21 protein-coding genes are annotated in these 19,811 nt (G+C 54.5%); 9 read left to right on the plus strand and 12 right to left on the minus strand.

Features of this window, described 5'->3' with window-relative positions; all coding sequences use genetic code 11:
• Positions 1-187 precede the first annotated feature (187 nt).
• The 3 genes from KTE_RS31420 to KTE_RS31430 all read left to right on the plus strand — a co-directional run bounded on the left by KTE_RS31420 (position 188) and on the right by KTE_RS31430 (position 1,962).
• Complete coding sequence (locus KTE_RS31420) at positions 188-469, plus strand: hypothetical protein (protein WP_201388528.1); 282 nt, start codon at positions 188-190, stop codon at positions 467-469.
• Positions 470-567: 98 nt separating this feature from the next.
• Positions 568-1,083: an Rrf2 family transcriptional regulator gene (locus KTE_RS31425; protein ID WP_201388530.1), complete on the plus strand. Its 516-nt coding sequence runs from the start codon at positions 568-570 to the stop codon at positions 1,081-1,083.
• A gap of 309 nt (positions 1,084-1,392) precedes the next feature.
• A complete protein-coding gene (locus KTE_RS31430) occupies positions 1,393-1,962 on the plus strand; it encodes a GNAT family N-acetyltransferase (protein ID WP_201388532.1) in 570 nt (189 codons plus the stop codon).
• An 82-nt stretch (positions 1,963-2,044) separates the two neighbouring features.
• Here KTE_RS31430 and KTE_RS31435 read toward each other — a convergent pair whose 3' ends face one another.
• Positions 2,045-3,823, minus strand: coding sequence for a L,D-transpeptidase family protein (locus KTE_RS31435; RefSeq protein ID WP_201388534.1), 1,779 nt, complete (start codon positions 3,821-3,823; stop codon positions 2,045-2,047).
• A gap of 612 nt (positions 3,824-4,435) precedes the next feature.
• Here KTE_RS31435 and KTE_RS31440 point away from each other — a divergent pair.
• Positions 4,436-4,957, plus strand: a complete 522-nt coding sequence (locus tag KTE_RS31440; RefSeq protein WP_201388536.1) for a hypothetical protein — start codon at positions 4,436-4,438, stop codon at positions 4,955-4,957.
• A gap of 168 nt (positions 4,958-5,125) precedes the next feature.
• Here the strand turns inward: KTE_RS31440 and KTE_RS31445 are convergent, their stop codons facing one another.
• The 3 genes from KTE_RS31445 to KTE_RS31455 all read right to left on the minus strand — a co-directional run bounded on the left by KTE_RS31445 (position 5,126) and on the right by KTE_RS31455 (position 8,515).
• Positions 5,126-5,419 carry a hypothetical protein gene (locus KTE_RS31445; RefSeq protein ID WP_201388538.1) on the minus strand — a complete coding sequence of 98 codons (294 nt, stop codon included), beginning with the start codon at positions 5,417-5,419 and terminating at the stop codon, positions 5,126-5,128.
• Positions 5,420-5,662: 243 nt separating this feature from the next.
• Entirely contained in the window at positions 5,663-7,138 is a 1,476-nt protein-coding gene (locus KTE_RS31450) for a PLP-dependent aminotransferase family protein (RefSeq protein ID WP_201388540.1), read from the minus strand.
• Positions 7,139-7,201: 63 nt separating this feature from the next.
• Positions 7,202-8,515: an NF041680 family putative transposase gene (locus KTE_RS31455; protein ID WP_201388542.1), complete on the minus strand. Its 1,314-nt coding sequence runs from the start codon at positions 8,513-8,515 to the stop codon at positions 7,202-7,204.
• A gap of 433 nt (positions 8,516-8,948) precedes the next feature.
• Here KTE_RS31455 and KTE_RS31460 point away from each other — a divergent pair, with 433 nt between their 5' ends.
• Complete coding sequence (locus tag KTE_RS31460) at positions 8,949-9,263, plus strand: hypothetical protein (protein WP_201388544.1); 315 nt, start codon at positions 8,949-8,951, stop codon at positions 9,261-9,263.
• Here KTE_RS31460 and KTE_RS31465 read toward each other — a convergent pair.
• Positions 9,224-9,949: a hypothetical protein gene (locus KTE_RS31465; protein WP_201388546.1), complete on the minus strand. Its 726-nt coding sequence runs from the start codon at positions 9,947-9,949 to the stop codon at positions 9,224-9,226. The two genes, KTE_RS31460 and KTE_RS31465, sit on opposite strands and share 40 nt — an antisense overlap.
• Positions 9,950-10,282: 333 nt before the next feature.
• Here KTE_RS31465 and KTE_RS31470 point away from each other — a divergent pair, with 333 nt between their 5' ends.
• Positions 10,283-10,444, plus strand: coding sequence for a GNAT family N-acetyltransferase (locus tag KTE_RS31470; protein ID WP_201388548.1), 162 nt, complete (start codon positions 10,283-10,285; stop codon positions 10,442-10,444).
• A 241-nt stretch (positions 10,445-10,685) separates the two neighbouring features.
• Here the strand turns inward: KTE_RS31470 and KTE_RS31475 are convergent, their stop codons facing one another.
• The 5 genes from KTE_RS31475 to KTE_RS31495 all read right to left on the minus strand — a co-directional run bounded on the left by KTE_RS31475 (position 10,686) and on the right by KTE_RS31495 (position 15,857).
• Positions 10,686-11,948, minus strand: a complete 1,263-nt coding sequence (locus tag KTE_RS31475; protein WP_201388550.1) for a cytochrome P450 — start codon at positions 11,946-11,948, stop codon at positions 10,686-10,688.
• A gap of 97 nt (positions 11,949-12,045) precedes the next feature.
• Positions 12,046-13,302, minus strand: a complete 1,257-nt coding sequence (locus tag KTE_RS31480; RefSeq protein WP_201388552.1) for a cytochrome P450 — start codon at positions 13,300-13,302, stop codon at positions 12,046-12,048.
• A 207-nt stretch (positions 13,303-13,509) separates the two neighbouring features.
• On the minus strand, positions 13,510-13,752 hold the full coding sequence (locus KTE_RS31485) for a ferredoxin (protein ID WP_201388554.1): 243 nt from the start codon (positions 13,750-13,752) through the stop codon (positions 13,510-13,512).
• Positions 13,753-13,779: 27 nt separating this feature from the next.
• Entirely contained in the window at positions 13,780-15,000 is a 1,221-nt protein-coding gene (locus KTE_RS31490) for an NAD(P)/FAD-dependent oxidoreductase (RefSeq protein WP_201388556.1), read from the minus strand.
• Between the two features lie 92 nt (positions 15,001-15,092).
• Positions 15,093-15,857, minus strand: a complete 765-nt coding sequence (locus tag KTE_RS31495) for an SDR family NAD(P)-dependent oxidoreductase (RefSeq protein ID WP_201388558.1) — start codon at positions 15,855-15,857, stop codon at positions 15,093-15,095.
• A gap of 187 nt (positions 15,858-16,044) precedes the next feature.
• On the opposite strand from KTE_RS31495, the gene KTE_RS31500 reads away from it, so the two are divergent.
• From KTE_RS31500 to KTE_RS31510, 3 genes are all read left to right on the plus strand, one after another.
• Positions 16,045-16,662: a TetR/AcrR family transcriptional regulator gene (locus KTE_RS31500; RefSeq protein WP_201388560.1), complete on the plus strand. Its 618-nt coding sequence runs from the start codon at positions 16,045-16,047 to the stop codon at positions 16,660-16,662.
• 142 nt (positions 16,663-16,804) lie between these two features.
• Complete coding sequence (locus KTE_RS31505; protein ID WP_201388562.1) at positions 16,805-17,386, plus strand: TetR/AcrR family transcriptional regulator; 582 nt, start codon at positions 16,805-16,807, stop codon at positions 17,384-17,386.
• Complete coding sequence (locus tag KTE_RS31510; RefSeq protein ID WP_201388564.1) at positions 17,383-18,111, plus strand: MBL fold metallo-hydrolase; 729 nt, start codon at positions 17,383-17,385, stop codon at positions 18,109-18,111. The genes KTE_RS31505 and KTE_RS31510 overlap by 4 nt, the downstream gene beginning before the upstream one ends.
• Before the next feature lie 264 nt (positions 18,112-18,375).
• Here the strand turns inward: KTE_RS31510 and KTE_RS31515 are convergent, their stop codons facing one another.
• Complete coding sequence (locus tag KTE_RS31515; RefSeq protein WP_201388566.1) at positions 18,376-18,909, minus strand: YceI family protein; 534 nt, start codon at positions 18,907-18,909, stop codon at positions 18,376-18,378.
• A 9-nt stretch (positions 18,910-18,918) separates the two neighbouring features.
• Positions 18,919-19,752 carry a MerR family transcriptional regulator gene (locus tag KTE_RS31520; protein WP_201388568.1) on the minus strand — a complete coding sequence of 278 codons (834 nt, stop codon included), beginning with the start codon at positions 19,750-19,752 and terminating at the stop codon, positions 18,919-18,921.
• Between the last annotated feature and the right edge of the window lie 59 nt (positions 19,753-19,811).

Here is a 19,811-nt window from a genome sequence, read left to right on the forward strand (position 1 = left end):
GTCAGGGACTGACTTTCAACTCCACAGATGGAACCTGGAAAACATCCTCCCCTAATCCAGTAGCCTCCAGACAAACCTATACCTGTATCAACGTTGCAGCAACCATTGTGCCAATCCATACATCATCTAGCAACAAAACGCCGCAACCATAGGTAGACAGATCCATCATCACCCATACAGAAGGAAGTTGGCATCTTGCGCAACGATACCGCCACCCATGCAGGAGGGGGCTGGAAGTGCTTCTAAACTCCCATTCGGCAATACAGGAGCACAACCTACCAGGCCCCTCCTGCTGGGCAACTACGCTTCCCTGGTGCACCCCACGCCCGGTCGGAAGAAAAAGGTAGGTGCGCCCTTTAGAAGCACAACCTTTTTCTTCCGGCATGGGCGTGGAATCGAGCAGCCACTCTTCACTTCATGCTTATGGACAGAGGTCCATCATCTTCACCCCAATCCCCTGACCCTGTGAGCGCCGTAGGCGCGAAAAGTCTGCTTACAGATCTGGACAAATTGCATCCAGGATATATAATGTCTGATTATAACCATTATATAAAAAAGGATGCATCTATGAAGCTAAGCGAAGGAGTTGAGTGGGGACTGCACTGCACCAGCGTGCTGGCAAGCCTGCCAACAAAGGCTACCCTACCAACGAAGGCCCTGGCCGAATATCACGGGGTCTCGGAGACCTACCTCTCCAAGCATCTTCAGGCCCTTACCAGGGGAGGCATTATCGAATCAGTGCCGGGTCCCAGAGGAGGCTACCGCCTGGCGCGCCCAGCCACCGAGATTACCCTGCTGGATGTCGTCGAAGCCATCGACGGGCCAGAGCCGGCCTTCCGCTGTACAGAGATTCGCCAGCAGGGTTCCTGCGCCATCGAATCATCCGCCTATCGCCTCCCCTGCACCATCCATGTCGCCATGGCACGGGCCGAAAAGCTCTGGCGCAACGAACTACGCGCACAAACCATCGCCGATATTGTAGCGCAACTAGGCGATATAGTTCCTCAACGCGTGCAACACCTGGCGGAGAAATGGCTCTCAGAAAACGTGCGCACGGCCAGCGAATTGGGGCGACGCTACTAAAGTACGCGTCTACATATCAAGGTACGGGGCGTACCGCGCCTGCATATGTAGACGCGTACTTTAGTAGCGTCGGGCAATCCCATATCGCATGCATATACCCAAATGTCTCATCATGTATTTTTGTGCACCTGTTTGCCTGCTTGATCAGCCTGAAAAGCCCGCTTAGCCTCTTTCTTTCATCTCCAAATCTCGCAAAAGGTTCAATTCATCAATAATCTTCGTTCATTCGTTCGTTATATACCACAAGGGAAGCTACAAACTGGTTTTGCAGAAGCAGTGTATCGATTAGCAGAAAGGCAGAAGGAAGACGTGCATAAGCAAGGAAAGCAGGCCTCATACCATAGTCAGTACACGCTGACCACTGAACTTGAGACCGAACACCTGGTACTGCGCCGCCCCACGCAGCAGGATGGCGAGGTGCTATTTCAACGCTGGCTTGCGGATGAGCTTCACCAGCCATCGGGAGACACGCTTACACAGGAGGAGACGCATCAGTGCATCGCTAACGTACTACGCCATTGGGACCAGTACGGCTTCGGCTGCTGGAGCGTCTTCGAGCGCGGTAAACACCAACCAGCGGGGCTCTGTGGTCTGACCCATACCCAGGACGAGATAGAGCTGACATATTCGCTCACCTCAGAGTATTGGGAGCACGACTTCGCCACCGAGGCCACGACCGCCTGCCTGGCTTATGGTTTCCGCGTTCTGGGGATTGAACGTATCATCGCCCACACCCATGAGGAGAATCCGACGCTGGAGCAGACCCTGGCACAAATACTTACAAAACTAGGGATGCATCAGCGAGAACATGGCGAGACCTGGCATGTCTACGAAATCACCCGCGCCAAATGGACCAGCCAGCACCTCATACCAGCCTGAGCCATATGACCTGATAACATCATCTGAGAAAAATACTGGACCCGCCGCGAATGCGGCGGGTCCAGTATTTTTCTCAGATGGCCTAATACATCAAAATTGAGGTGTTATAACTGGTGTGATCATAGATCCAGGCAGCCTGGTCGGTTGGCATATTGACACAACCATGCGTCCCATAGTTGGCGCTGGTATTGCCGCTGGAGTCACGGTGGAAGTACTGCGTCCCCGGGCCGTAGTCGTTGCGCCACCAGGAGTCATGCAGGAAGTACCCACCCTCGTGATACATGATCGCGTAGTTGATGGGCGTATCCGCGTAGTAGTAGGGCGACCCCTTAGGATAAGGTGACTTAAAGACGGTCTTGGTCTTGCGCCACATCACCGACCAGAGTCCTGGTACGGCAGGCAGTTCTGGGCGACCCGCCGTAATCTGGAAGGACCTGACCACGACGCCGTTCTCATACAGGCGCAGAGCCTGCTCAGCGAACGAGACGACGATCACCTGTGTTCCCATTAGTTTATAGTGCTGGAGTAGCTGGATATCTGTGGCATGCGACTGGGTATAGGGCGTCTTGTCGTTGAAGTCGGTCTCGTACATTTGCAGGTGGAAGGCCTCATTCTCGACATCTGTCAGGACCTGCTGGTAATCCGCCAGCTTTGAGGCGGCGCTCAACTCGCGATCCAGGTCCTCGCCGATACCCTTGGTCATATACCCCATATCCGGCCAGTAATCCTTGCCATCATATGGATTGTGATAGACATGCGCGCCACCCCAGTTCGCGACCTCCTGGTGGAACTGCTTGATCTCATAGGAGGCCTTGCCCATCGTCAGGTCTTTCTGCATACCCTGTAGATCGCTGTTATAGACCTTGGCAAAGGCCAGGTAGTCCTGAAGATTTTTGACGCTATCCCCTTTTGTATGCAGATCACCGGAGACCTTCTGGTACTGTGTGTTATCAACGCCATAGGTCTTAAGCTGCTGCACCTGGGTATCATACTGGTCAACCTTGTTTTTGACCAGTTGCGGGATCAATTTCTGGAAACTTCCCGCCGCCTGCTCAGTCTGCTTATCAATATTCTTCTCGACCTGGGTCAGTTCCTGCGACTTCAGCGCTTTCGAGATCTCGTTGTAATTGCCATCATACTGCTTCTGGAGGGTGCTTGAGTCCTGCTTACTCTCCTTCATCAGATCAATGATATCCTTGAGCGTCTGAAGTTTCTGAAGCGTGGTAGGCATCTGGTTCAGCGTCGCCAGCGCCTCTTTCGCATTGGCGCTGATCGCGAGATAATCCTTGGGATACTGTGCCTTCTGCTCCTGGCTCATATTCTGCTGATAAAATTTTGTCAGCGTATCCAGAGGGAAGTTCTCTTTTTGCTTGTTGGCGAGGCTGCTCTGAAGATGATCGAGGTCGCTTACAGCCTGCTGGCGATAGCGATCGGTCGAGGAGTCTATCAAGCCCTCGGTCTGAATCGAGAGTGCACCGTAGCGCTGGGAGAGGTTGCGATAGTAGTCATCGACAATACTGGTATCAAAAAAGTTCCAGGGCGCAGAGGAAGACTGGAGGTCCTGCTGCTGTTTCTCAATCGGCTGCAATAGTGTGTTGGGCACGCCCACGCTCTGAGCATGACTCAATGCCTGCTCAAAAGACTTCTGTTGCTGCTGCGCATCCTGTTGCAGATGAGCGTCACCTCCACATGCCGTAAGCAGCCCCGACAGCATACCCATACAGAGAAGGAAGAGAAGCGAGAAGCGCACCCTTTTGCTCGGCCCTTGAGCATGCCTGCGGCGATCTCGCGTACTTATAGAAGGCTGGCTGACACCCATAGCGAAGTAGTCCTTTTCAACATCCGCTTCACAATTAACCATATGTTTCCCTACATGCGGATATATGAGAATAAATTCAATTTGCTACACACGTACATATATATAGAAAGCTATTCAAACCTAATGATACACCTTTTTCGTAATCAACAATGCACGACTATCAGGCATTTGCCATGGCTTCAGAAGCGGCTTAATAAACTTGCCTGCTTGCCAAATAGTGATTACAGTGTACCACCAAAAAATCCTAATTCCTCATCAGTTTAACATTCAAACTCGCCATTGTCCACGTATTTACACATAAGTATATATGGAAGAGCATACTAATTTCTATATATTAGTAAAGTTTTCGCCTCTTCTCTTCCTCACACATCTTATGCCCTGTGTATGCTAGAGGTAGATACCCATGCATTGATATCGGAACTGACTGCATACCATAAAAAACAATCGTGAACGCCGCTTCGCAGTTATCCAATGGAGCAATCGTTCAATTGTAGGGTTCATGCTGGCATGGACTCGCGAGGCCCGCAGGCCGCCGCGTCCCCGAATGGGAGAATACCCTGACGTGGATAGATCGCTTCGCTCGGAGTCCAAGCTAGCTTGGACCCTACAACGGGGCGAATGCACTACTTACTGGATGGCAAAGGAGGTTTTTTGATGTCTAGAAGCGCTTATCGTCTCGGCTTCCAACTCACTATGGCACTACTATTGCTGCTGCCCTTCCTGTTTACAGGGTGTAAAGTAGGCACGCGCGAGGATGTGACCAGCAATAGCAATACCGCGAAAAGCAGTGTTTCAAACAACAATACATCCTTTCCTGCGGCCAATCCACTCTTACCCATCAAAACGACCCAGCTCACCCTGACTGGTAAGTCCAGCACAGTCCTCACCGATGCACGCGGCTTCGTGCTCTACTATTACACACCCGACACACTCAACAAACCGGCCTGCACAGGTGGTTGCCTGAAGGCGTGGCCTCCCCTCCTGGTAGATAGCCAGCAGAAACAAATTAGCATGACCACCCTGCCAGGCCAGTTTAGCATACAGAAGATCTCCGCTGGCAACCAGGTTGCCTACAACGGGCACCTCCTCTACACCTACATCAGCGACACCCATCCCGGCCAGGTAACCGGCAACGGCATCTACAGCTGGTACGCGGTCACCTCCGATTTAAAATAACACCTATGCAGGAGGGCAAGTAAGGCAGATGCTTGCCCTCCTGTATGAGAGGAGCATAAACAATCTTCATAGGTACCCGATTTATGATTCCGCTGACAAATTTTGTAGGACATGTTGCAGAGAGTAAAAAGGTAGCCATGCGACTCCAGAGACTGGTAGGGACCCGATTTACCGCGTCCACAGGCGATGAATCGCCTGTGGACGCGATAAATCGGGTCCCATCGGCGTCAAGTTAGGGAGCAATTGCTTGATTCCCACGCCCATGCTGGAGAAAAAGGTAGTGCTTGTAAACGGCGCGCCTACCCTTTTTCTCCGGCCGGACGTGGGACGCACTGACCACCGAACGCCGCCGTTCAGCAGGTGCGAAAGGTAGGTGTGCCGTTTACAAGCAATACCTTTCGCACCTGCATGAGCGGCGGCCTGCAAAATGACGCTCAAAAAGCCTTCCGACAGAATCGGCAACTCTTATCTTGACGCCAATGGGACGCGATAAATCGGGTCCCTACCGACATTTCGTGCCTTTCACAGGTGCTTATTCAGACAACCTGACAAAATTTGCCAGTGGAATCATTTATCATGCATAGGGCGATTTATCGCGCAAAAACAGAGCAGCAGTTATGAAACACAACATTTCGTTGCCCCATATCAAGCGGCGCCAGACAATATAGCTGATCGTGCCCTATACTCAGACGATAAATCGGGCGTCTATGCTCGATCTTTAATAAGCTCGACGAGGGTTTGCGCGCCGATATAGATTTGCTGCGCGTCGAGGCCGCCATAGCCCAGGAGCAGGCCGTTGCGGTCGGGCGTTCCTGTATAGTACTCATCGAGGGTGGGGACGTAAACATCTCTTGCCGAGGCTTCGCGGGCTATCTCGTATGCATCCAGGGCGGGATGGAGTTCCAGGGAGACATGCATTCCAGCTTCCAGGCCGCAGAGGCGCGCCCAGGATGCAACGGGAGCAAAGATCTCCGCCAACTGCCTGCGCTTCTCGGCGTAATGCAGGCGCATACGCCGAATATGGCGCTCCAGGTGCCCATCGCGCAGCATCGCGGCCAGCATATACTGTGTGGGCCAGGTGACATGATAATCGAACATGCGCTTCAAACGGGCGATTCGCTCGCGTAGTGGAGCCGTCGCAACCAGGTAGCCCACCCTCAGCCCAGGCATCAGAACCTTGGAGAAGGTGCCAATATAGACTACCCTTCCGGCGCGGTCCATGCTCGCCAGCGCCGGCAGGGGAGGCGCGTGAAAGCGGAACTCGCCATCATAATCATCCTCAATCACCAGGCTATCATTGGCCTCGGCCCACTGCAAGAGCGCGACCCGCCTCACCGAAGACAGGCGCGAACCAAGCGGATACTGATGCGAGGGCGTGACATAAACCAGGTAGGGCGCGGACTCTCCATTGGCCAGCTGGCTGACGTCCACGCCATCGTCATCTACGGGTATAGGAACAATATGTAGACCGCTGGCACGAAAAGCAAAACGTGCCAGCGGATAGCCGGGTTCCTCCAGGGCGACGGTATCGCCCGGCACCAGGGTCGCCTGAACAATGAGGTTCACGGCCTGTGTGGCTCCCGAGGTAATAATGATATCCTCGGCCTGACAGGCAATGCCACGGGCGCGCCCCAAATAAGCGGCGACCTCTGTCCGTAGTTCGAGGAGGCCCGCAGGCTCGCCATAGGTATTGGGCGGCACGGCGTGTCCAACCTGGCGCCAGAGCTCGCGCCAGGTTCGCTCAGGAAAAAACTGCATATCAGGCGTACCTGGACGAAAATTTATCACCTCTCGCGGCACAACGGGACGTGGTATAAGCAGCGGCTCCACGCTACGCAGCCAGCGCGGCGGGCCGGAAGGACTGGGAAAAGGCGAGCGCTTAAGCAACGAGAGGTCTTCGACGACATAGGTGCCCGAGCCATGCCGTCCCTCGATATACCCTTCGGCAAACAACTCATCATAGGCCGCGATAGTAACGGTACGTGAGACATGTAACAGCAAGGCCAGCGAACGCGTAGAGGGCAGGCGCGTACCCGCAGAGATGCTGCCTTGAAGGATGGCCTCGCGCAATTGTGTCACCAGCTGGTGGTGCAAAGGTTCATTAGCGTTATGGTCGAGGAAGAGCGGCAATTCCAAAATATGAGAGACATGCGAGGTTTGTCGTTTAGACAAAAAGACCATGACAGAACTTCCACAAAGTTCAGTTGAACACCAAGCATTCTGATTGAAAGGCTGGTTATGCGATTACGATGGAACAAGGTGAGGCAGCTTTGGCCTTTTGCGAATGACGGCAAAGCGCTCGGCCTTCTTCACCCGCTCCCCTTTTTGACGGCCTTTCGATTTTCCGCGTGGTTGAGGGGCACAAGCAGGAGTCCCCAGGGTGCGCAACAATTTGTCCATGCCGCGTCTGATCTGCTGAGGCGTCGGCTGCCGCTCTCGGTTTTCCCAGGGACGCAACTGGGGTTGCACCAAGCCACGTGCCAAGACCAGCTGATTGTGGGCAATGGCAACCACCTGGCTCCAGCGCTCGAATTGCTCAGGAGTGCGCAAACGAGCTTGCTCCCACAAGAGCGCCTGTTTGTCAAAGCGATAGCCATGCTCCTGGCCAAAGCGCAGCACATAGCCCAAGGCAATCTGCACCACATCGGCTTCTTGATCCCCGATCCAGACAAACCAACTGCTACGGGGATCGCGTTCCTTGTTGCTGGCATGAGGCCGCACCACACGGATCACGGTCAGTTGCAGCCAGCGAGCGGCTTTCACATGCATGTGCTTCCAGAAGGTGACTTGCACCGGGCGCCCCTTGGCATCGGTACCGCTAAAGACCCCATCGGGATGTCTATGCGTACTCGTGTCTTTGGGTTGGAGCTTGTCTCCATCTTTGCGTGGGGCTCCTCTTTTCCCCGTTGGTGGGGGAGCCTCCCGATACAAGCAGCGGTTGCTTTTGAGCCGACCCAGCACGCCAGCCTGCAAGCCGCTACAGCGACACCACAACCAGGTCGCATCGTAGCCTCGATCCAGCAAGACAATGGCCTTGGCTCCCAATTGGGGAACCAGGCTCGCCAGTTGCTCGTAAGCGACTTCAATGGCTGTGGTCTGCGAATCCACTCGTCGTTGATCCAAGATGTAGGTCCAGCTACTGGGAACGCTTGGCAAGGCGACCACGGTCGAGAACTGCCAGCCAAAGGTCACGGGCTTCTTACACTCAGGCAGATTCGGCACGTGTTGAGCCGTCCGATCTGCTGAGGTTCCTGCCTCAGCACGGGCAATGCTACTGGCATCAATCCCGATCCATACCCAGTTCCCTGGCTTTGGTGGCTTGAGGTAGCGTACGAAGATGCTTCGCAAGCGCCCTTCATCAATGCGTCCCCTGACAAACGCTTTGTAGAGGCTGGGCCATTTGCGCTCAAACCACAACGATTGCGAGAGTTCAGGAAAGGAGGTGGCTTGTGGGGTGCTTATGAGAGCATCCACCGCATTCCACAACGCGTCCGCAGATCGCAGAAAACAGGCATAGGCCTCGTGACGAAATCCTTTCAATGTGGTACAACTGTCCATGGAAGCAAAGTCCTTTTTGGGTTTTGTAATTACAAGAACTTTACTTCTTTGAGGCAGCCCTCCGCAAGGTTGGGGTGCCTTTTGTTTTCTTTTGTCTAAACGTCAAGCGAGGTGGTCATACACATCCTTTCAAGCGATCTGTAGGGTAAACGCAGCAGGCAAGATCCGCGAGACCTGGCAGCGCGGCGCGATCATGTCTACCATACTGCCACTCAATGCCTCTTTAGGCAAGAGGGAAATTCCTTCACTGGTAAGTTATGCGCAGGATAACGTAGCCTCTGGCAAGCTCAAGAGGAAGGGCTCCACCTTCTGGTTCACACTCCCCTCCCCCTCATCCAATAAAGATGCAACTTTGCCGCCCCTCCTACGTAATAAAAGCTGAGCTGGCAAGTTTTTTTTCTGGTGGAAGCTCATCATCTTCGGGAGGATGCATATGAATTTTATGACCATCATGGCGCAAAATCTGTTTTTATCGGTTGCGCTCATGATTTTTATGATCACAATGGTAAGTATTGTGTTCGGTATTTTATTGGAAGTGTACAAAGTTAATCTGCGAGCACGCCAACGCATGCAGGAGTTGCGCAATGAGGAGCTGCACCTGCAATTGCAACTGGAGCAGCAGCGTGGAACCAGCAGGGGCAAGCCTTCGCGAGATGACCTCCCTCATCCCAAGGAGACCGCGTCCTGGGACGAGCAACCTCAGAGCAACTATGAGATGGGGTACCAGGCGCCAATGCAGTCATTGTAGTAGCGCGCCGCGACGAGCATTTGCCCGCGGCTCAAGAGGAAGCGCATCACCGCCGTGTCGGGCGTGCGTGGCTGATAGAGCCAGTCTACCTGCTCGCCTGCTACTTCTTTGCGCAGGCGGGCAATGGCCTCCAGCGCCTCCACATGTGACGCGCCGCTGCCAGCACTAAAGTAGGCAACGGCGTCGCCAATAGATCCCGCCTGGAGCAACAGAAGTGTAACCACAGGATCGACCTCGGAGAGCGCGATATCATCGCCGAATGCGCCTTGAGAATTACTGGCGCGCATATTGCTTTCCATATAACGTTCAATACTGCTTTCGAGTTCTCGTATTGCCCATTCGGCCTCTCCTGGTGATACGCCAATCTCCTCCTGGTAGCGCTGTATAGCGCGCTGGCGCACCAGCGAGATCAGCCAGAGCGGTGGCAGCGTAAGCTGAGCAACTACACGCGCGTGCGGCTTCTCAAGGGCACGCACCAGCCCAGGAAGCGCCGCCCTCTGAGAGCCTGCGTCTCTTGGCCTATCATACGAAGAGGTTACGCGCCGCGCGGGATAAGAAACCGGCCTGTCTCGGCTATTGCTACGGGGTACGGTATTGCGTTGGACTGACCGCCTACTGCTGGCGCGGCGCGAAATGAGCAAGCCACCCAGGCAGAGCACACAAAGTAAAAGCACAACATAAAACATCTTACTAGCTCCTCAGAGATATACACGCCAATAAAACACCTACACTAGAATAGACGCTAATCCTGCCCCGCCCTAAAAGGCGCATCGACTGCAAGCTGCTCTCCAGGCACGTCCCTACCAAAATATTTCTCTCGAAAGTAGAATCACAGGCCCTCCCTTTCCTGCCTATCAACAGGGGACAGGAAAGGGGGATTGATTGCGGGCAGGTCCCTTGCAATCCCCCTTCTCGTATGCTATCATCGTTCGCACGCTCAACGAGGAAAGGAAGGCTTGGAATGGACTTAGATACATCAGCGTCAATCTGGCAGGGCAAGCGGGTGCGATTGCGTAGCCATGAGCCTGCAAGATTCGATAGGCCTGCATGAACATCTTGGTTTCCAATGGGAGGGACGCATTCGCAGGGCTGGTTTTACCAAGGGTCAATACTTTGACGTACTCAATTATGGGCTAACGGTAGAGGAATTTGAGGAGAAGCATGCTCACAAGTTCTCCTAAAGTAGTGTGCAGATGCATTGAGCTTTGCGGAGGCACGACGCTGCTAAACGCACGCGTCTACATATCAAGGACGAGATGCCCCATACCTGACAGATGTTGTGATTTCACCATTTAGCAACATAGCACGCAGACATTGTCAGGTTATTTTTTTAACGAGCATAAGTACGCGTCTACATATCAAGAACGAGATGCCCCATACCTGGATATGTAGACGCGTACTTTAGTAGCGTCGGTCAGAGCGCTAAAAAGCGACGGGCAGGGAGGCCACACTCCGTGAGACCAGAGCGTAGTGCCAGGTGACACTCTCACGGGGGACGCTGAACCGCAGGTTGGGCATGCGCTTGAGCAAGGTGGTAAAGGCAATGTCTCCTTCTATACGGGCCAGCGGTGCCCCCAAACAGGTATGGATGCCCTGTCCAAAGGCGAGATGCCGACTGATCGTGCGCGCAATGTCCAGCTCGTCTGGCTGCGTAAACTGGCTCTCATCGTGATTCGCCGAACCCAGGAAGGGAATGATGAGATCGCCTTTCTTGATCTGCTGCCCGCCGAGCTCAATATCTTCGGTGGCAAAGCGCGGTCCTGCGATGTTAGCTGGCCCGCTAAAGCGCAGCAGCTCTTCGACCGCCGCAGGAACCAGGCTGAGGTCGGTTTTGAGCCTCTCAAGCTGATCGGGATGATCTAGCAACATCAAGGTGCCGGTGCCGATCAGGTTCGAGGTCGTCTCATGGCCGGCAAAGATCAGCAGCGTAAGCATCGAGATCATTTCCGTCTCGCTGAGCCGATCCCCTTCCTCTTCGATGGCGATCAAATGGCTGATCAAGTCATCCGCTGGTTGCAGGCGTTTGTCGGCCACCAGGCGCGTGACGTATTCCCCAAATGCGCGCATGTGAGTTGTGACTTCCGGATCGCGCTTTCCAATACCCAAACCTCGCGCCAGCGCCTCTGACCAGACACGGATCTGGGCCCGATCGGCGTGAGGAACTCCGAGCATCTCAGAAATGACATTGATAGGCAAGGGGTAGGCGTAGTCCTTGATGAGATCCATCTCGCCCTGATCTTGCACGCGGTCGAGCAATTCGTCGGCTATCTCCTGCACGCGGGGGCGTAAGCTTTCTATATATCTGGGCGTGAAGGCTTTGGACACCAGCAGGCGTAAGCGTCGATGATCGGGCTCATCGACCGAGAGCATCGTTTTGGAGGTGAAGAAGGTAGGCGTGTCGGAGGTCTCGGCGGCGTTGTGCCCCAAAAGACTGTTAACCCCGATGGAGCTGGGGTCCACGGTAAAGTGTGCATGATCTTTGAGGACCTGTACCACCTCTTCCATGCGCGTGATCGCCCAGGCTTGGCGGTCCATTCCCGGGAGAGGGAACGGTATAGGTACAACGGCGCCCATTGACCGCAGCAGCTCGAACAACGCAAAGGGGTTCTCAACCAGTGCAGCGCTATCACCGCTAAATGGATTGAATGCGGCTTCCCCTGGTGTGGTCTGATCCGGAATATTCATAAGGACCTTCCTTCCTTTCGTTCGTACGCTTCTTTCTCAACGCCTCCTGCCACGCAGCAACACGATGTTTCTGCATGGCAGGAAGGGTCCGTGAGATTTACCAGGTTACGGGCAGATGCGCAGGGCCAAATGTCAGCGCCTCATCCGCGCGCCAGGGAACCTCCGAGGGGGCAACGGCCAGGCGGACGCTTGGGAGCCGGGTGAGTAGCGTCTGCCAGAGGACCTGCAACTCCATGCGGGCGATCTGCTGTCCCAGGCAAGCATGAATCCCGCGCCCAAAGCTCAGGATGGGCTGGAGGTCGCGATCAAAGCGAATCTCACGGGCATCGGGAAACACAGATGAATCATAGTTGGCGGCGTGCGGCGCAAGGAAGACCACTTCCCCGGCAGGGATCGTGGTCTCACCCAGTTGGACGGGCTCGCGGGTGATTCTCGGCCTGCCATGTCCGATCGGGGTGACACGCAAGATCTCTTCGATTGTATTCGCCAACTGATCTGGCTGCTCAAGGCGGGTCCGTAGCTGCGCCACCAGTTCAGGTCGTTGCAGGAGAATGAAGGCGGAATTCGTGAAGGTCGTGCTGACTGTTTCAAAGCCCGCCCCAATCACGGCCATGGCAAACCCATACATTTCGGTCTCGGTCATCACCTCGTCCCCTTTCTCTCGGGCCCGAACGAGCAGACCAAGGATATTGTCTCGCGGATTCGTTTGCGCCTCTTTGAGAATGGGTGTGAGATAGTGCATCAGTTTCATGCCCTGCGCCTGTTTTTCTTGCGCGCTTGCCGTCGTCGAAACCAGCATCCGTGCTGATTCGCGGTAGAGGTGTTCCTCTTCCCGAGGAATCCCCAGCATTTCACACAACACCGTCATCGGGACCTGGATCGCATAGTCCTCAAACAGGTCCGCAGGCGGGCCGGAACGCTCCATGGCATCCACCAGCGCATGAGTGACCTCGATTACCCGTGAACGCAGCTTATTGGCCGCCGCGACCGTAAAGGCCGGGCCAATCACGCGGCGCAGCTTGTTATGACGCGCATCGGAGACAGCAAAAATCGACGCTGCCGCTGAATCCTCCACCCCGGTGACGTGGCCTGCTTCCAGCCGGGGAACCTCTCCATCTGAAATCCGGATCGCGCCACATTTCGGGTCGGCGAAGGCTTGCGCAATTTCCTCGTAGCGGGTGGGCATAAACGCATCGCCCCCATAGGGCATATGAACCCGGGCGACTGGACACTTTTGCCGCTGCCGATCATACTCCTCGGAAAGTTGTAGGCTATGATCGGCAAATGGAAACGGATATGTGGGAAGCTCTTCTTGACTGGCTTCAGTGGTGGGTGTCAATTGCTCTTTGCTCATCTATTTCTTCCAATCTATACTAAGATCTTCTTCCGAAACCCAACGTCACTGGCGTGCCTAGCGCTTCCCCCATTCGGGGACAGGCGCGCTCAGGGTGTTCGGATCAGAAGTTACTAGCGGCCGCAGACAGCTCGCAGGTTGACGTTTCGGGTGTTCTCAACAAGAAAAGAAAGCGTGCGAGAACAAACGTGTTCCGCTCATTCGGTACTACATATCCTCATCGTTTGTGGTCAGGGTGAGTTCGGAGAGATCCTCTTCCTCCTCCACGACAAAGACCTGGGAAGGGCATGCCGCGACCGCCTGCTGCACCTTCTTCAAGACGTCCAGGGAAGGACGTTCCTGGAGCAGCTCCACGACGCCATCGCTCTCACGCTGGGTAAATACCTGGCTCGCGGCCAGGACACAGGCCCCACTGGCAATACATCGATTGGTCAATGCTGTTACTTTCATCTTTGTATTTCCTTACTTTTCCTTACACTAGAGAACGCCAGAAGTCTTGATTTCCTGGGACGGCGTATATGCCGCCAACAACTGTTGTCGATAGGACAGGAGTTGCTTCGGGCTATTCCAGCCCAGAACCGCGACGAGGCGTTCGCCTTCTTCATAATAGGCCGCGACAAAACGATCCTCGTGCAGCGCCCCTTCAACTATCCGCAGTTCTGCCCCACGGGAGGCGATTCCATACATCTGGATCTTCACGTCAAATTGGTCACTCCAGAAGAAAGGCACGGGCGCGAAGGGTTGCCGCTCGCCAAGGATGTTTCTCGCGACGGCCTGGCCCTGTTCGGTGGCATTCATCCGATGTTCCAGGCGCACCTGCCGCTTGACATGCGGATGATACCAGTTGGCCACATCTCCGGCGGCATAAATGTCTGGAGCAGCTTGACAGAAGGCGTCGCACGCAATGCCGTTCTGCAGCGTCAGGCCGCTTCCCTCAAGCCAGCTCACATTGGGCTGTGCCCCGACCGCGACCAACACTACGTCCGCTGGCAGCGTCGAGCCACCCTCCAACACAACCTCTCTGACTGCGCCTCCACGCCCTTGCTCCTGGTCGCCGATCAGGCGACGCACCCCAATACCATTATGCAAACGCACCCCATGGGCTGTTTGTAAGTGCATCACCCGCTCACCAATCGCTCTCCCGAGAGGTCCCTCCAGGCAGACCGGCAATGGCTCGACCACATCGACCACCAGGCCCAATTGGTGTGCCGTCGCCGCAGCTTCTAATCCCAGAAAGCCGCCACCAACAACAACGAGACGTGTCCCTGCTACGAGCGCCTGGCGCAAGGCGAGCGTCTGCTCCAGGGTCCTCAGGACAAAGACACCTTGCAGATCATGCCCTGAGGAGAGGAAACGTGGCGTCAGACCCGTTGCGATGACCGCTGCATCAAACTCCAGGCGCTGACCATCAGAGAGGGCAACGCAGTGCCCTGCGACATCCAGATGGGTTGCCTCAACGCCATGAAACCAATCAAGCGCCAGTTTCTCCAGCGCGACTGGTGAACGTAAATGCACCTTCTCGGGTGCCCAGGTGCCAGCAAGCACCTGTTTGGATAAAGGGGGACGATCGTACGGAAGAGTGTGCTCGGCATGCACCATCATGATCGTTCCCTGAAATCCAAGCCGCCGTAACATTTCTGCGGTGGTGAGCCCGGCGGCGCCCGCACCGATAATCACGATCCTGTTGAGATTCCTCATTTCCTGTTTCCTTTGCTATTGCGCTTCTTTCACAGAAAGATTTCCTTCAGTGGAAAGAACAGCAAACGGGCTGCGATCAAGAAATGGGGAGGTCAGGCGGCGAACCAGCCGCCATCAACGGGGAGAATTGCGCCATTGATAAAACTGGCATCTTTGGATGCCAGAAAGGCAATAGCGGCAGCGAGCTCTTCGGGGGTAGAAACCCGCGAGGGAGAGCTGGCATTGAGAAACGGCATCACTCTGCCAAGACCGGCTTCACTTGGGACACCATTTCCGATACCGATGGCGGTCGCCACGGCACCAGGACAAACTGCATTGCAGCGAATACCGCGTTCTCCATAGTGGAAGGCAATACTCCTGGTCAGTCCCACCACTCCGTGCTTGGCAACGGTATAGGAGGTGCCAGCAGCCCCGCCACGTAATCCTGCTTCCGATGCGGTATTGACGATACTGCCTCCACCCTGTTCGAGAAATAGAGGGATCGCCCGCCGGCAGGCCAGAAAGGGACCATTCAGGTTGACGGCCAGAACCCGCTCCCATAGGTCCAGAGAGACCTCGGCAGCAGGGGTCATGAGATCCATAATCCCGGCATTATTGCAAAGGATATCGAGCCGCCCAAAGGTGGACGTGGCGGTGTTCAGCATAGCTTCCACGTCACTCTCTGACGCCACATTGGCGGTACATCCGGTAATTGTTGCTCCCTGGTCCCGCAGTTCCGTGACCAGGGCTTGCAGTGGTGCTTCCACGATGTCAACCGCGACCACGGCTGCTCCCTCAGTCACCAGGCGCTGGACAAGCGCGCGACCAATGCCAGAAGCGGCACCAGTCACCAGGGCGACCTGTTGCTCAAAACGCATACCTTCTTGCTCCTTATCTGAACATGGCTTCAGGGGTGAGAAAACCGCTGAGGCACATCCCTCAAAAATCGTCATCTCAAGGCACCGACACAACATGTATACTGTCTCCAGTTGTCACCTGTGTCCTTTTGGATTATAATGTCACTCAATGACAAAAGTCAATAGGAGAAAAAAGGGAGTGAATGTCATGATATCTTCGCCACGCGACGAATCGCAACCAATGAGTTTGCGAGAACGCAAGAAACGTCTGGCTCAAGCCACCATTGAGGAGGCAGCGCTCCGACTCTTTCAGCAAAAGGGCTACGAGCGCACCTCCATCCAGGACATTGCTGATGTGGTGATGATGTCACCGCGCACCTTTTTTCGCTATTTCGCGTCTAAAGAGGAGGTGCTCTTGGAGCCCATGCACGCGATCCAGAGCGAAGGTCTCCGCTTTCTACAGCACACTGCGCCAACGGAATCACCCCACGCAGCCCTGCGAGCAACCTTTGAGTACCTGGCACTCCTCCATCAGCAGCAGCGGGCCAGTTTTCTGACCCTCTATCACGTGGTTATGCAGATCCCCTCGCTCGCGTCCATCTATATCTACGCCCTGATGAAAGCAGAGCCAGCCCTCTGTGACGCGCTGTACTCCCGGCTGGAAGCGGCTACAAACCGCCAGGAGATCCGCCTCCTGGTAGCCATCTACATGGCGGCGTTGCGTGTGGCTCTTGAGGAATGGCTGGAGCAAGAAGCGCAGGGAGATCTGGTTTCCTTGCTTCGTGGGTACCTGGACGACTTCTCGTCGCTTTCCCACCATGCCTAGAATATCGGCCAAGTGGTCGAGAGAAAAATTGATGGATAAAGAAAAACAGGGCTGGTTCGCTTCACCATCCGGGGCTTGACATCTGCTAGACCGGTCGGTACAATAGAAGGAATAGCTAGACCAGTCGGTACAGGAGGATCTCTTGGAGACAGAAGGAACACGGGCACGCATCATTGCTACTACTGTTGAACTGATGGAGGCACAAGGCTATCATGCGACAGGCTTGAACCAAATCCTCCATCAGAGCAGTACGCCGAAAGGCTCGCTCTATCATCACTTTCCTGGGGGAAAGGAAGAGTTGGCGGCAGAAGCGGTTTCGGCAGCCGGGCAAGCTCTTACTCACGAGCTCGATGCCATCATTGTGGAAGGCACGGATTTGGGCATGGCGCTCTCTCTTCTCACCTCCTTCTTTCGCGAACGCCTCCAAACATCTAATTTTCAAAAAGGCTGTCCACTGGCTACCGTCACATTAGAGATGGCGGCCACCAGCGATCCTATGCAGCATGCTTGTCGTGCCGTCTACCATGACTGGCAAGTACGTCTCGAACGCTTGCTGATTGCCTCGGGTTGCGAACCAGCGCGGGCTTCTGCGAGAGCGCTCTTTGCGCTCTCTGTAATTGAAGGGGCGCTCTTACTCTGTCAAGCCGAGCGCAGCACACACCCCTTAGAACAGGTGGTGGAAGAGCTTCGGCTTCTTTTCGAAGGAGATGCAAAAGCACCATGAACCTATCCAACCATTCACTACGACAGAAGGATTCAGTCACCGCTTCTACAATAGAGCTGGGAATGAAGATGATCGCTCATCATGTCTGGCAGTTGAGCAACCGTTTCCCAGCCAACCTCTTCAATGTCTATCTCGTTGAGGATGTGCTCATTGACGCAGCCACACGCTGGGATGCTTCCAATCTGCTCAAACAACTGGCAAACATTCCCCTTTCACAGGTGGCACTGACCCATTGCCACCCCGATCATCAGGGAGCCGTCAAGCAGATCTGCGCAACCAGAGACATCCCCCTTGCCTGTCCTGAAGCGGACATCGCGAGCATAGAGGGACGTACCCCTATGCTCCCAAGGACTGCCGCCATAAAAATAATGCAACTGGGGTTCGCCGGGCCAGCGTATTCCGTCCAACGGAGCTTGCATGATGGTGACGAAATAGCTGGATTTCGCGTCATTCATACGCCCGGACATACTCCTGGTCATGTGATGTACTTTCGCGAGTCCGACCGGGTAGCGATTGTAGGAGACGTGTTGCGCAATAACCATCCTATCACGGGCAAAATTGGCCTGTATGAGCCACCAGCCGTCTTTACGCTGGATCGTGAAGAGAACCGCCGCTCCATTCGTAAGCTGGCGCAATTACGCCCAGCTCTCGTGTGCTTCGGTCATGGGCCTGCGCTCTACGATATGGAGCAGCTTGATCGATTTGTCGCCCGGCTCCCGTCCTAACCTGCTATTCTTGCTATCTCATTCGCCAGAACTGCAATCAGGCGAACGCTTGCGGCCCCTCTCAAATAAACTGCTCGCCAACCGGGGCTTGACTTCGCTTGACGAGCAGGAACAGCTCCAGGCCGAGCGCTGTTGTTGGTTATAAGCTCACCCTGAAGCAATACAGGGTCGAACCTCCTTCCATTGGTGGCCTTCTTTGGATACTACCTAAACGGATTTGATATCAATCGGCATATCGCCGCCAGGTGAGAAGACGGGAGCCGCTTAGTCCTCTGCGACTGCTTCCAAGTTGATCTCGATCCTGACATCTTCGCCAACCATAATCCCGCCAGTCTCCAACGCTAAATTCCAGGTGAGACCAAAATCCTTACGGTTGATGGTCGTGACGGCTGTGAGGCCTGCACGCCGGTCCCCAAAGGGATTGTGTTCTTTGGGAATCTGTCCGCCATACTCGGCGTCAAACGTCACTTCTTTCGTCACCCCATGCAGCGTGAGATCTCCCAGGATAGAGTAACGGCGATCGCCCCTGGACTCAACTTGTTTGCTCTTGAATGTGAGGAGTGGATACTGCTCAGTATCAAAGAAATCAGGTGAACGTAGGTGTGCATCACGCTTCTCGTCACGTGTGTCGATGCTGGCAGTTTCAGCCTCGGCCTCTACCCAGGACTTCTCTGGATGGATTTCATCGATTTCGAGTGTCGCTCGAAATCGATTGAAGCTTCCGCTAACTTTGCTGAACATCATGTGCCTGACCGAAAATGTGACTTCTGAGTGAGTAGTATCGAGTGTCCAGACCATATTTGGCATTTATCCTTTCTCAACAGGGATCTGTGCTTCGGTAACATAAAACTGATTCTCGCCTTTGGCAAAATACACCTCACGGCACGGCTGCGAAAGTGAGATGGTATAGCCGTTTTGCTCCATCCATCTTCCAAGATCAAGAAGCGCTGTACACGTCCCATGCGGCTGACATTCATGCATGAGACTTGCGACCAGTGGAAGAGCTGGTAACGTGCGAATGGTTAGATGCGCATCCACCGATACTTGCTCTGGAAGAGGACAGGCGACCTCCACATCAAAGGTGTCGTCCTGATCATCCCGACATGCTCCGGTATCCTGCCACAACACCATATGGGGAAGCGTCGCTGGTTCGGAGAGACCAGAACGTGACAAGGAACGATTCAATTCCTCAAAGAAGAAAGGCAAGTGGGAAGAGGACAGGTTCGCACACGTTGGTAATGAAGCCACTCGCAGTGCTTTGATACTTTTGAGCGCCACATCGTGTCCAGTCTGGGTCTCTCCCTCGCGCTCAATCAGATGCAGGCGCGCCTCAATACGAGCAAGGCGTGTGGATTCTTGCTCGATCAAGGCATGAATTTCAGCCTGTTTGAGCCGGAGCATTCCACGAACCTCCGCAAGTGGAATCTGTACATCAAGTGCCTGCGCAATCTGCTCTAATGTTAACCCCAGATCCTTGTAGGCAAGAATACGATTGAGCCGAAATAACTGTTCGGTCGTGTAGTAGCGATAGCCGTTAAAAGGATCAATAGAGGCTGGTTTCAACAGACCAATCTGATCATAGTAACGCAGGGTTTTCATCGAAACCTGACTGAGCCTGGAAAACTCGCTAATCTTGAACACTGCTTCTCCTTCCATGTCTGTGCCGATCTCTTCGTTACAATCATACACTTTCCCCTTAA

It is taken from the genome of Ktedonobacter sp. SOSP1-85 (genome assembly GCF_016587415.1).
Classification (GTDB): domain Bacteria; phylum Chloroflexota; class Ktedonobacteria; order Ktedonobacterales; family Ktedonobacteraceae; genus Ktedonobacter.